The organism is Cytobacillus sp. QJM3NY_8, from assembly GCF_056173585.1.
The window spans coordinates 2855729-2868945 of sequence record NZ_CM149681.1 but is presented as its reverse complement, the minus strand read 5'-3'; the positions used below and the strand labels follow the sequence as shown (position 1 = coordinate 2868945).

Here is a 13217-nt window from a genome sequence, read left to right as displayed (position 1 = left end):
AAATAAAAATAAAACTTAGTTCATTCAATAGACAAACTAAGTTTATGGTGGTAAAATCGATTTGTAATCAAATGAAAGCGATAACAAATGAAAAGAGAAGATGGAGGAATGAAAATGAACTACTTTAATAATGTGAGTGGAGTAAAATACGAAGGTCCAGATTCTAATAATCCATTGGCTTTTAAATATTATAATCCTGAAGAAATGATCAACGGCAGAAAAATGGAAGACCTTCTCCGTTTTGCAGTGTCTTACTGGCATACGTTTACTGCGGAAGGCACAGATCCTTTCGGAAATGGAACGATGATCCGTTCCTATGACAGATTTTCCGGAATGGATTTGGCCAAGGCGCGTGTTGAAGCATCCTTTGAATTCTATGAAAAACTGAATGTTCCGTTTTTCTGTTTCCATGACGCTGATATTTCGCCTGAAGGCGATTCATTAAGCGAAACTTTTAAGAACTTAGATGAGATTACGGCCATGATAAAGGAATACATGAAGTCCAGCAAAACGAAGTTATTATGGAATACCGCTAATATGTTTTCGCATCCGCGCTGGCTGCACGGTGCGGCGACAGCACCTAATGCTGATGTATTTGCCTATGCTGCTGCAAAAGTGAAAAAGGGACTTGAGATCGGCAAGGAGCTGGGTGCTGAGAACTATGTGTTCTGGGGCGGCCGCGAAGGATACGAAACACTGCTGAATACGAACATGAAGCTTGAACTCGATAATCTTGCGCGGTTCTTCCATATGGCAATCGATTATGCAAAGGAAATTGGGTTTGACGCACAATTCCTAATCGAGCCAAAACCGAAGGAGCCCACCAAACATCAATACGATTTTGATGTGGCAACCAGCTTATCATTCTTGCAATCTTACGGCTTAAAAGACTACTTTAAATTCAATATTGAAGCAAACCACGCGACCCTTGCCGGCCATACATTTGAGCATGAACTGCACACAGCACGCATAAATGGAATGCTTGGTTCAGTGGATGCAAACCAGGGTGATACCCTGCTGGGATGGGATACTGACGAATTCCCGACAGACATCTATTCTACAGCACTGGCAATGGTTGAAATTCTAAAAAATGACGGCCTTGGAACAGGCGGCCTTAACTTTGATGCGAAAGTACGAAGAGGATCATTTGACCCTGAGGACCTGTTCTATGCTCATATTGCAGGAATGGACACATTTGCGGTTGGCGCAAAGGTTGCACAGCGTCTAATGGAAGATAAAGTATTAGACAATTTTATTGCTGACAGATATAGCAGCTATACAGAAGGCATCGGCCTTGAAATCGTTGAAGGAAAGGCAGACTTCCGCAAGCTTGAAAAGCATGCCCTTCAGCTTGAAAAGATTGAAAATAAATCAGGAAGACAGGAACAGCTAAAAGCTGTCTTAAATAAATACATTCTCGAAGCTTATGCGAGTGTAAAAGCGTAATAGATTAATATAAAAAGATTAAATGTACTGGGAATACAAAAGTGTCCCAGTACATTTTTAAAAACTAAAACTTAGCATACATTTCATTATCTAAAGGATGATCAATCATGAAATATGTAATCGGGATTGACCTTGGCACGAGCTCGGTAAAAGTTTTATTAATGAATCAAAAGGGAGTAGTATGCAGCGAAGTTTCCAGGTCTTATCCGCTCATTCATGAAAAGTCGGGTTATAGTGAACAGGACCCTGGTGAATGGGTTGATAAAACAGTGGCTGCTCTTAAAGAACTTACAGAGCAGTTTGATGGAAGTGCGGAAGACATTCAAGGAATCAGTTTTTCAGGCCAAATGCACGGTCTGGTCCTTCTGGATGAAGAGAATAAGGTTCTGCGTAATGCAATCCTTTGGAATGATACCCGCACGACAGAGCAATGTAAACAGATCTATGACATGGCTGGTGAGAAGCGTCTGCTTGAAATTACAAAGAATCCGGCATTGGAAGGCTTTACTTTACCAAAGCTGCTTTGGGTGAAGCAATACGAGCCGGAAGTTTTTGAAAAAGCGTCTGTATTTATGCTCCCTAAAGATTACCTGCGCTTTAAACTGACTGGCAGGATTCATAGTGAATATAGTGATGCAGCGGGTACTTTGCTGCTGAATGCCGGCCGGAAAATGTGGAGTGAAGAGATTTGCGGGCTAACGGGGATTGATGTGAATATCTGTCCGCCTTTAGTTGAATCCCATGAATGTGTAGGAACGTTAAAGCCTGAGATTTCTGAGAAGACGGGATTATCTCCTTTAACTAAGGTATTTGCAGGAGGAGCTGACAACGCCTGCGGTGCGATCGGTTCCGGCATTCTGTCGGAAGGCAAAACATTATGCAGCATTGGGACATCCGGGGTCGTTTTATCCTATGAAGAACAAAATGACAAGGATTTTCAGGGGAAAGTCCATTATTTTAATCATGGTGAAGAAAATGCCTATTACACAATGGGCGTAACCCTGGCAGCAGGACATAGTTTGAACTGGTTTAAAGATGCGTTTGCAGAAATGGAATCATTCGATTCCCTGTTGGCTGGAATGAGCGAGGTTCCGATTGGGTCGAACGGACTTTTATTTACACCCTATTTAGCGGGTGAGCGCACACCATATGCAGATTCACAAATTCGGGGAAGCTTTATCGGCATGGACTCCTCACATAATCGAAATGATTTTGTACGATCGGTCATTGAAGGTATTACTTTTTCTTTAAATGAATCGATTGAAATATTCAGGGAAAGCGGAAAGCTTGTCGATACCATTATTTCAATCGGCGGAGGAGCTAAAAGTGAGGCCTGGCTGCAAATCCAGGCCGATATCTTCAATTGCACAATTGTAAAGCTTTCAAGTGAACAAGGACCTGCTGTAGGTGCGGCTATGCTAGCAGCATACGGATGTAAATGGTATGAATCTCTGGAAGCCTGTGCCGAAAACTTCATAACATACGAAAAGACATATACTCCAATCCCTGAAAACGTTAAGAAATATCAGGAGCTTTTCCAGTTATACAAAGAAGTTTATGCGCAAACCAAAAAGCTGAATGAGGGTTTGGCCGGGTTTAGAAAAAAGTAAGCTGACTTGAGGGAGATCGACATGAACATAACTGAAAGTATATTTGGCGAATGGAATGGACACAAGATTAAATCCTATACAATCAGCAATGATCATGGAATGGAAGTATCGTGTATCGAATACGGGGGAATCATTACCGGGATATCTGTCCCTGACAGTAAAGGAAATATAGAGAATGTGATCCTGGGGTTTGACACTCTTGAAGAGTATATTAATTATTCACCATTCTTCGGCGCTATTATCGGAAGGGTGGCCGGAAGGATAGCGGGCTCGGCTTTCACTCTTGATGGAACTGCTTACCAGCTGCAAAAAAATGATGGGGAACACCATCTGCATGGAGGTTCAGGCGGCTTTCATCATGTTATTTGGGACTCGGCCGCCGAAAAGAGCATGAATGAGGCGAATATCAGGTTCTCCTATGTAAGCCCGGATGGGGAACACGGGTATCCTGGGACACTTGAGGTAACGGTAAACTATACACTGAACAATGAGAATGAACTGGTCATTAGTTATGAAGCGATATCTGATGAAAAAACGATCATCAATCTGACAAACCATACTTATTTTAACCTAAGCGGGGACTTAAAGAGGGACATTCTGGAGCACGAGGTGACCATGCAAAGCGATCACTTTCTGGAGCTTGATGAAACATTGATTCCTACTGGGAAACTCATACATGTTGAAAATACACCGTTTGATTTCAGAGCAGGGAAGAAAATCAAAGAAGGCGTAAAGTCCGGCCATCAGCAGAACATGCTTGCGGGCGGAGGTTATGATCATCCATTTCTATTAAATACAGGTGAAATGACTGTAGTGGATTCTGCCAGCGGACGAAAACTGACAGTGAAAACGGATAGGCCGAGTGTTGTTTTATATACAGCGAATATGCTCGGAAATGATTTTCAAATTAGAGGTGTTCAGTCAAGAAGCCATTTGGGGCTGTGTCTTGAAACTCAATGTCCGCCTGATGCTGTTCATCATGAAAACTTTCCTTCTATTGTCCTGGAGAAAAATGAGGTCTTCAAAACAAAAACCAGTTTCAAGTTTCTTGTTGTTTAATCATTTCTAATAGAAAGGAGTAAAGATGGATTTGAATTATTAATGTAAAATTGTAAGCGCTCTATTTTGGTTCAAATCTGTCTTTTACAATCTATGAAACAGAATCGGAACTCTCTATATATTGGTTCACTTACATTGGTTGCTGCGATAGGCGGTTTGCTTTTCGGATATGATACGGCTGTTATTTCAGGAGCTGAAAAGTCACTGGAAATCTATCTGATTAATAGTTTGGGATTAGGATCGCTGGCTCACGGGGCGACAACCTCAAGTGCATTGATTGGCTGTATCATTGGCGGTTTAATATCCGGTTATTTTGCGTCGAAATTTGGGCGGAAAAAATCGCTGATAGCCGCGGCTGTACTATTCTTCTTATCTGCATTAGGATCCGCTTTCCCTGAATTTTTATTTTTCACTAAAGGGGAACCGACCATCTCGCTATTATTGACTTTTAATCTTTATCGCATTATTGGCGGAATTGGGGTTGGTCTGGCGTCAGCTATTGTTCCCATGTATATCGGCGAAATTGCACCTGCCGATATCCGCGGACGCCTTGTTTCATTCAATCAGTTTATGATTATCTTCGGGATGCTTGTCGTGTACTTTGTAAACTGGGGCATTGCCAGCGGCCGTCCATTGGAATGGATCAATGATGTTGGCTGGAGGTACATGTTTGCTTCAGAAGCTATTCCGGCCCTTGCCTTTGGTCTTCTGCTGCTCCTGGTTCCGGAGACACCACGTTACCTGGCCATTCATAATCATGATGATAAAGCTTTAGCAGTCCTTGCGAAAATTAATGGTGCAGCAGAGGCTAAAACGATCTTGGGTGAAATCAAAAAATCGGTAGCAGCCTCAGCAAATGTTCCAGCAGAAAAGCTGTTTGCATACGGAAAATTAGTGATTGTTATAGGAATTCTGCTCTCTGTATTCCAGCAATTTGTCGGAATCAACGTTGCTTTGTACTATGCACCGCGAATTTTTGAAAGCATGGGAGCAGCAAAGGATGCCTCGATGCTGCAGACGATTGTTATGGGTGTCATAAATGTCATCTTTACAATTGTGGCAATTTTAACTGTAGATAAATGGGGACGCAAGCCATTATTGATCACAGGTTCCATTGGCATGGCCATCGGGATGTTTGGAGTAGCAGGAATGGCTTTCTCCAATATAATCGGCATGGGCACATTAATTTTTATCATCGTTTACACAGCTTCCTTCATGATGTCATGGGGACCGATATGCTGGGTATTGATCTCTGAAATTTTCCCAAACAAAATCCGAGGACAGGCAGTTGCGGTAGCTGTAGCAGCACAATGGGCGGCAAACTATTTTATTTCATCGACCTATCCGATGATGATGGAATTCAGCGGCGGCTTAACTTACGGCTTCTATGGACTGATGAGTGTTCTTTCAGCCATTTTTGTATGGAAGTTTGTACCTGAAACGAAAGGGAAGACTCTTGAGAACATGGAGAGTATTTGGAAAAGAACTGCCTGATTAGCTTATTCAACCATGAAAAAAGAATGTCCCGATGAATATCACATGCAGAAGGGACATTCTTTTTTCTGTTATCTGCTTGTTTTTATCATTTCCTTCACTAGTTCTTCTATCTCTTCTGCACTCTTATCCAATGAAAGTGACAATTCCTTAAATAAGATTTTTTGAACTGCATTCAGAAGTATCATCAACTCTGAAGGTTCAGTGGGCTGAATAAATCATCAGGACAAAAAAACGCTTGAATATTCAAGCGTTTTTCTTATGATTTTCTATAAAGCTCTTAATTTTAAAAACAACTTCCGTACCGATATGCATTTCAACTTCCCTAACTTTCTTTTTGATCAGTTTCTCTTCAACCCCGATTATTTGATAAAACTCCATTAAAACCTGATGATCTTGGAAGAGTTTTTTGGCAATTTCCAATCCGGCTTTTGTCAAAGTAACTGTTCCATAGGGCTGAAAATGAATGTAACCGTCTGTTTTAAGCTTTCCGGCCATTTTAGATGCAGCTGAGACGGTGACCCTCAATACCTTTGCAATGCCGGAAATGGTCGCATGCCCATGTGCTTCCTGTAATAAATAAATCTCGAGAATATACCTCTTTGAACTAATGGGGATCACATGTTTCACCTGCTTGCTGGAATAGTGACCTTTATTACCGGGTCAAGCCTTTTTTAATGGTTTTAATATTCCATTCCATCATCGAAATATAAGTATCGCCATCTTCACCCGGCTTTGCCAAGGAGTCTGTAAATACCTTTCCCATGATTGGAACATTGGTTTCATCGGATACAGCTTCCATGCTTCTTGCGTCAATGCTTGTTTCCAGGAATAGTCCTGTAATTCCTTTTTCATTAATAATATCTGTAATTCTTGTAATTTGGTCTGGTGTTCCCTGGTTTTCCTGGTTGATTTCCCAGATGTATTCTGCCTGGAATCCGTAGGCTTCGCTGAAATATTTAAAAGCACCTTCACTTGTTACGAGAACACGTTCGTTTTCTGGAATTTCATTAAATTGTTCGACTGCTTCATCATGCAGCTCTTGAAGCTTTGCAATGTATTCTTCAGCGTTTTTTTCGTAAATCTCTTTATTGTCTGGATCTGTTTTGATAAGTCCATCTCTGGCATTTTCCGCGTATTTGATCCCATTTCGGATGTCCAGCCAGGCATGGGGATCTTCTTCACTTTCTTTGCCCTTTGTGGTTAAGTGCATGGCATCAACGCCTCTGCTCATTAGGAAGACAGGCGCATCTTCACCGTCTTTTCCGGCAGTTTCCATCAGCTTATTGAACCATGAGTTGCCGGCTTCCAGGTTCAGCCCGTTGTAAAATACTGCATCTGCATCCGTTGTTTTTTTCACATCCTCAGGAAGGGGGTCATATTCGTGGGGATTGGAGCCAATGGGTGCTAAACTATGAATCTCAACCAAATCCCCGCCTACATTTTTAACAATGTCATACACAATCGAATAGGTAGTCACAACTTGGATTTTCCCATCTGCATTGGACGAGGTGCTGCTTGTTCCGCTGCTGCAGGCTGACAGGAATAACACAGACAGAAGGAATGCAGCTAATAAAAGAAAGCCTTTTTTAATCATCGGTTTTCCCTCCTAAAAAAATTTGTTTTTATTAAAATTAAACTAATGAAGCTCTCTTTTTCTTTACTTTCAGCGTTTTCCATATTAGCCCATGCTTAGGTGAAAATAAAAAAACGAGAATGAAAATAGCAGTGGATGATATGACTATTGTTGCTCCTGAAGCTAAGTTGTAGGTAAAGCTAAAGTATAGTCCCACGATGGATGAAATTACACCAATGCCAGACGCAAGGAAAATCATCATCCACAGCCGCTCGGTTAACAGATAAGCTGCCGCTGCAGGGGTGATCAGCATGGCAACAACCAGGACAATACCTACTGTCTGGAGGGATGCAACGGTTACCATCGTCAAGAGAGTCATTAGGAAATAATGAATGAAACGAACTGGCAGTCCGTAAGCTGCTCCCATCGTTTCGTCAAACGAGGTGACCAATAATTCTTTGTAAAAGAGGTATACAGCCCCCAATACAAACAGGCTGATGCCCAGTGTGATCCACATGTCGGATAATCTTACTGCCAGTACATTGCCAAATAATATATGGTAGAGATCTGTACTGCTTTTAAGCATGGTAATAATAATGATTCCTGAAGCAAATGCCGCTGTAAACATAATTCCAATCGAGGTATCATGCTTTATCCGGCTGTTTTGGGATACAAACCCAATGGCGATAGCTGTAATCACTCCGCTTATGACTGCTCCAAAGAAGAAGTTAACTCCCAGCATATATGAAATAGCGACGCCCGGAAGGACAGCATGTGATATGGCATCTCCCATGAGAGCCATTCCTCTGAGGATGATAAAGCACCCAATGACTCCGCAGATAATTCCTACCATAACCGAGGTTAATAACGCTTTTTGCAGAAAACCATATTGCATGACCGCTTCAATAAAAGCCATTATAGCGACACCCCAATCTCATTCATAAAAGCAAATTGCCCCTTGTATGCTTTTGCAATTACTTCAGGTTTAAACACTTCTTCAACGGTCCCAAAACTGATCAATTCCTTATTTAACAGAATTATCTGATTGAAATAATCATTTGCTTTACTTAAATCATGGTGTACAACAATCACTGTTTTTCCTTGTCTGCAGAGCTCCTTCAAAATGTTCACAATGGTTTCCTCACTGGATACATCTACTCCAACAAATGGCTCATCCAGAAAGAACAAATCCGCTTTTTGAGCAAGTGCTCTCGCAAGAAAAACTCTCTGCTGCTGGCCGCCTGATAGTTCCCCAATCTGCCTTTTGCTGAACTCCTGCATGCCAACTCGCTGAAGACATTCCATGGCCCACTCTTTATCCTTTTTCTTTGGACGGCGGAACAGTTTTAAATGGGGGTAGGTCCCAATAAGAACCGCATCATGCACAGTGATTGGGAAATCCCAGTCAATGTCATTCCGCTGCGGCACATAGGCGATGCTCTTGCGAACTTCAGCAATGGATTTTCCCATCACTCTAACTGCACCTTTATCCTTTGGTATAAGATTTAGCATGGCTTTTAAAAAAGTCGATTTACCTGCGCCGTTCGGCCCTATAATTCCAACCAGATTACCTGTATTAACAGTAAGGCTGACTCCTGTCACCGCTTCATTTCCGAAATAGGAAACATGCAAATCCTCTATGCTAATTGCCGGATCCTTCATCATTTTATCCCCCTTTATTTTCCAAATTTAAATTGATTCAAATTAATTGTTTATATGCAATTATACGTCACGCGGACAAGATTTATGGATAAATTAAAAAGTTTTGCCTTAATGCAAATTATATGCGATTGATAAACAAAGTCAACACAAAAAATAATTTTTTCAGAAAGTTTAAGGTTTGCAGTAAAATAGGGGAATTATGAAATCAGGCTCTGGCATTCAATTTGTTTAATGGTAAAATAAGGGGTGTTATACTATCTTTATCAGTTAATAGATTGTAATTTTGTAAATATATGAAACTTTTTACCCTTTTTGATCGTTTAATTAGTAAAGGGCGGGATAGGTGCTTATGATCGATGATGTGTGGACTGCCCTGATGGTTATGATCTTTTCCTACACATTTGGGAGCGTAGCCGGGGCTTATTATGTGGTTAAATACATAGCAAAAGAGGATATAAGAAAAAAGGGGAGCGGGAATGTAGGGGCTACTAATGCAGGGAGAGCAACCGGCAAGAAGGGGTTCTTGCTGACAATTGCAATTGATGCTGGAAAGGCATGGACAGCTTTATATGTAACTGGACTTATGTTTGAAGGTGATGGTTTATTAATTCTTAGCGCTTTTTGTGTTCTTATTGGCCATTTGTTTCCAATTCAGCTGGGGTTTCATGGTGGAAAAGGAGTGGTTGTCTACTTGGCTTCTGCCTTGTTTTTGGAACCACTAACAATAGCGATAATGGCTATCACGATGGGAATTGCCTATGCAGTTCTCCGGAAGTATACACTATCAGGTTTTATCGCCATGGCTTCCATTCCCATTACAGCCTGGGTGATTGGTGATTCATTCATCATTTCGGCAGGCCTCCTGCTGCTGCTTTTGATTGTTTTCATTTCCCATACCCATTTCATCATGCCTAAACATAGGAGGTAAACTGTGAATATTATCTGCAAAATCGCAACCGAACTTAATGAATTTAAACAAATTCATCAGCTGAACTACCAGACATTTGTGGAAGAAATTCCTCAGCATAAGCAAAATGATGATCAGCATTTAATTGATAAATTTCATGAAGAAAATACATATGTCATTGCCAAGGCTGGCGAGGAAGTTGCCGGAATGATCGCGATCCGTGCCAAAAGGCCATTTTCGCTTGATTATAAGCTTCCTAATCTCGAAGAATACTTGCCTGTTAAGGGAGAATTTTGTGAGATCCGCTTGCTGTCAGTCAAAAAAGAGTTTCGCAGCACCCGTGTTTTTTATCAGCTTTGTGAAAAGCTTGTAGAGCATTGCCTCGAAAAAAATTATACGATGGCGCTGATATCGGGTACGGTCAGACAGCTGAAATTGTATAAGCGGATGGGATTTCTGCCTTTTGGTCCTCTGACAGGAGAGGAAGGAGCCCAGTTTCAGCCCATGTATTTAACAAAAGAGAATTTCGAACGTTCAACGAAAGCATTTGAACGCTTAATGGCCAGAAATTCAGTGCCCGCCGATCAGCATTCCTTTTTGCCGGGTCCGGTGCCCATTCATGCAAAAGTGAAAAGGGCTTTTTCAAAAGAAGCCGTATCTCATCGCAATCATGATTTTATCAGCGGTTTAAAAGACTTGCGTTCTCAATTATGCAAGATGACAGATGCCTCACATGCTGAAGTTGTTGTTGGCACGGGAACACTTTCCAATGATCTTGTGGCAGCACAGCTGAAAAACATCGAAGGGGATGGGCTGATCCTGGCCAATGGCGAATTTGGCTTTCGTCTCATAGATCATGCAAGAAGGTTTCAATTATCTTTTCAAACGATTGAAAGAGAGTGGAATGAACCGATTACCCACGAGGAAATAGCCTGCATGCTGAAAGAAAACCCCTCCATAAAATGGGTGTGGACCGTGCATTGTGAAACTTCAACTGGGTATGTATTCGATATTAGCGGCATTCAGGAGATTTGCGGGGAGCATGGTGCCGAGCTTTGCGTGGATGCATGCAGCACGGCCGGAATTTTGCCGTTGAATCTTAAGAATATATATTTTGCATCGACCGTCAGCGGAAAGGGATTTGGTTCCTATCCGGGTTTGGCAATCGTATTCCATCGTGACAAAATTAAAGGGAACAGTGCAGTTCCAAGATACTTGGACTTAAAGATGTACGAAGAAAACCAAAGCATTCCATACACCCATTCGTCCAATCTGGTCTACGCATTAAAAGAGAGTATAAAGCTGATAGATTATGAGAAATTAAAGCTTTTGTCTGGAAAAGCAAGGATGAGGCTGAAAGACAGCGGATTTTCTGTTCTGGGAGACGATGATTATTCCCCTGGCATCCTGACTATCAGTTTGCCGCTGAGCATTTCCAGCAGGGAATTTGGCGACACATGCAAACAGAAAGGAATTCTTCTAAGCTATGAAAGCGGGTACCTGCTTGAGAGAAACTGGGTTCAGGTGGCTCTAATGGGGGCACAGGAAGAGCAGAAGGTCAGGGCATCACTCGAAATGCTGGCAGGTATTTTAGAAAAACAATATGAAAAGCGGTATGATTATGAAGTTATTTAAAAGGCTTTCACCCATTTGGTTTGCCGTCATTTTAATCTGGATTAAAACGGTCATTGTATCCTTTATCGGATTTAATCTGCATCCGGAGAACTGGACTGATATTTTATTTATGATTTTAAGCCCGATTGGGGCCATAATGGTCATTCTTGGAATTAATATTTATTTTAAGCGAAAGGTGAAACCGGCAGCCATTTTTGCAACGATGGTCATTTTGACCGGCATTCTTTTTGGGGATCTGCTTTATTATCGTTTTTATACTGATTTTGTAACCGTTCCGATTCTTTTTCAGTTTAAAAATGTCGGAGGGATTGGACCGAGTACACTTGAATTGATTAGCCCTTGGGATCTTCTGTTATTTGCTGATCTGGCCGTTTTTTGGCTTTTATATATAAAACGGAAGTCAGTACATGAGCAAATCACAGCAAAATCAAAGGGATTTTACACGGCTGTCAGTGTGTTATTTGTATTCATGACCATCGTTCTCGGCATGGTGAAAGTGCCTCATTTATTTTCGGAATCATATAATCGCCAGCAGCTTGTTAAGCATATTGGCTTGTATCAGTATCATCTCTATGATATTGGCATCGCTGCATCATACCCGCTCAATCGCGCTTTTGCCAGTCCATCTGACGCAGAAGCCTCAGCGGAGTATGTCCAATCTCAAGAAGATAAGCCATCAGATTACTTTGGTGCGGCAAAAGGAATGAATGTCGTTCTGATCAGTATGGAGTCCACCCAGAATTTTGTTATCAATCAGAAGGTGAATGGCCAGGAAATAACGCCATTCCTTAATTCTCTGATTGAAGACAGCTTTTATTTCTGCCGTGTCTATGATCAGACAGCACAGGGGAAAACATCCGACTCGGAATTCATGATCGATACAGGCCTTTATCCATTATCCAGCGGATCGGCGTTTGTCAGAAAAACGGAAAACGCTTATCGAAGCCTGCCGCATATTCTATCTGATGAGAAGTATTACTCAGCTGTTTTCCATGGGAATGACGCTTCGTTCTGGAATCGGGAGGCCATGTATGATTCTCTGGGGTATAATCGTTATTTTTCAAAAGCCGATTATGTGGTCACAGAAGAGAACTCAGTGAACTACGGCATAAAAGATATCCCATTCTTCCAGCAGTCCATTCAGCATCTGGAGAAACTGCAAAAGCCTTTCTATGCCAGGTTTATCACATTGACAAACCATTTCCCATTTTTGCTGGAGGAGGAAGATCAGTTCATTCCTGAGGCCAGCACGAGTGAAATGGTCGTCAACCGCTATGTGACAACCGTTAGATATCAGGATGAAGCCATTAAAACATTTTTCCAGGATTTAAAAGCAAGCGGACTTTATGAAAATACGATGTTTATATTATACGGCGACCATTATGGCATCTCGGACAAATATGAACATGGCGTTCTGGAGCTGCTGGGACAGGAAGATACCATTGTTAATCGCATGCAGCTGCAGAGTGTGCCGCTGATTATCCATGTACCTGGTGTGGAAGGCAAAACGTTTTCGAATATTGGCGGGGAAATCGATATCAGGGCAACGATCCTTCATCTGCTCGGCATTAGTGCTGAGGATAACTTCAGCTTCGGGCATAACCTTTTTACAAGGGATCCCCATCATCCAGTTATTTTTCGGGATGGAAGCTTTATAGCTAAAGACTATTTTTATAAAGCCGGTAAATGCTTCAATAGCAAATCGGAAGAAGAAACAGATATTAATAGCTGTGAACCGTTAATGGATATCTCGAGAAAAGAGCTAAGGCTGTCTGATGACATTGTACATGGGGATTTGATGAGGTTTATGGAATAATTCTTGGAGGAT

General features: G+C 41.6%; 11 protein-coding genes. 7 read left to right on the top strand and 4 right to left on the bottom strand.

All coding sequences use genetic code 11. From position 1 onward, the window contains the following. Positions 1–114 precede the first annotated feature (114 nt). From xylA to xylE, 4 genes are all read left to right on the top strand, one after another. Complete coding sequence (xylA, locus tag AC0VZ9_RS14880) at positions 115–1446, top strand: xylose isomerase (protein ID WP_009334243.1); 1332 nt, start codon at positions 115–117, stop codon at positions 1444–1446. A 107-nt stretch (positions 1447–1553) separates the two neighbouring features. Further along, positions 1554–3056: a xylulokinase gene (gene xylB / locus AC0VZ9_RS14875; protein ID WP_019381290.1), complete on the top strand. Its 1503-nt coding sequence runs from the start codon at positions 1554–1556 to the stop codon at positions 3054–3056. A 21-nt stretch (positions 3057–3077) separates the two neighbouring features. Then, positions 3078–4115: an aldose epimerase family protein gene (locus AC0VZ9_RS14870; RefSeq protein WP_019381291.1), complete on the top strand. Its 1038-nt coding sequence runs from the start codon at positions 3078–3080 to the stop codon at positions 4113–4115. Positions 4116–4208: 93 nt separating this feature from the next. Then, positions 4209–5609 carry a D-xylose transporter XylE gene (gene xylE, locus AC0VZ9_RS14865; protein ID WP_026041671.1) on the top strand — a complete coding sequence of 467 codons (1401 nt, stop codon included), beginning with the start codon at positions 4209–4211 and terminating at the stop codon, positions 5607–5609. A gap of 246 nt (positions 5610–5855) precedes the next feature. Here the strand turns inward: xylE and AC0VZ9_RS14860 are convergent, their stop codons facing one another. The 4 genes from AC0VZ9_RS14860 to AC0VZ9_RS14845 are packed head-to-tail and all read right to left on the bottom strand — an operon-like array spanning position 5856 to position 8847. After that, positions 5856–6230 (bottom strand): metal-dependent transcriptional regulator, encoded by a 375-nt coding sequence (locus AC0VZ9_RS14860; protein WP_019381293.1) that lies wholly within the window; start codon positions 6228–6230, stop codon positions 5856–5858. Between the two features lie 34 nt (positions 6231–6264). Continuing rightward, entirely contained in the window at positions 6265–7206 is a 942-nt protein-coding gene (locus AC0VZ9_RS14855) for a metal ABC transporter substrate-binding protein (RefSeq protein ID WP_009334250.1), read from the bottom strand. Between the two features lie 37 nt (positions 7207–7243). Next, entirely contained in the window at positions 7244–8101 is an 858-nt protein-coding gene (locus AC0VZ9_RS14850; RefSeq protein ID WP_009334251.1) for a metal ABC transporter permease, read from the bottom strand. Then, positions 8101–8847, bottom strand: coding sequence for a metal ABC transporter ATP-binding protein (locus AC0VZ9_RS14845; RefSeq protein WP_034296985.1), 747 nt, complete (start codon positions 8845–8847; stop codon positions 8101–8103). The genes AC0VZ9_RS14850 and AC0VZ9_RS14845 overlap by 1 nt, the downstream gene beginning before the upstream one ends. A 349-nt stretch (positions 8848–9196) precedes the next feature. On the opposite strand from AC0VZ9_RS14845, the gene AC0VZ9_RS14840 reads away from it, so the two are divergent. Genes AC0VZ9_RS14840 through AC0VZ9_RS14830 form a run of 3 tightly spaced genes read left to right on the top strand, consistent with a single transcriptional unit; the run spans position 9197 to position 13205 of the window. Continuing rightward, positions 9197–9775 (top strand): glycerol-3-phosphate acyltransferase, encoded by a 579-nt coding sequence (locus AC0VZ9_RS14840; protein WP_019381295.1) that lies wholly within the window; start codon positions 9197–9199, stop codon positions 9773–9775. A 3-nt stretch (positions 9776–9778) separates the two neighbouring features. After that, on the top strand, positions 9779–11389 hold the full coding sequence (locus AC0VZ9_RS14835) for an aminotransferase class V-fold PLP-dependent enzyme (protein WP_256815506.1): 1611 nt from the start codon (positions 9779–9781) through the stop codon (positions 11387–11389). Further along, a complete protein-coding gene (locus AC0VZ9_RS14830; RefSeq protein ID WP_475396379.1) occupies positions 11376–13205 on the top strand; it encodes an LTA synthase family protein in 1830 nt (609 codons plus the stop codon). The genes AC0VZ9_RS14835 and AC0VZ9_RS14830 overlap by 14 nt, the downstream gene beginning before the upstream one ends. Positions 13206–13217: the final 12 nt, after the last annotated feature.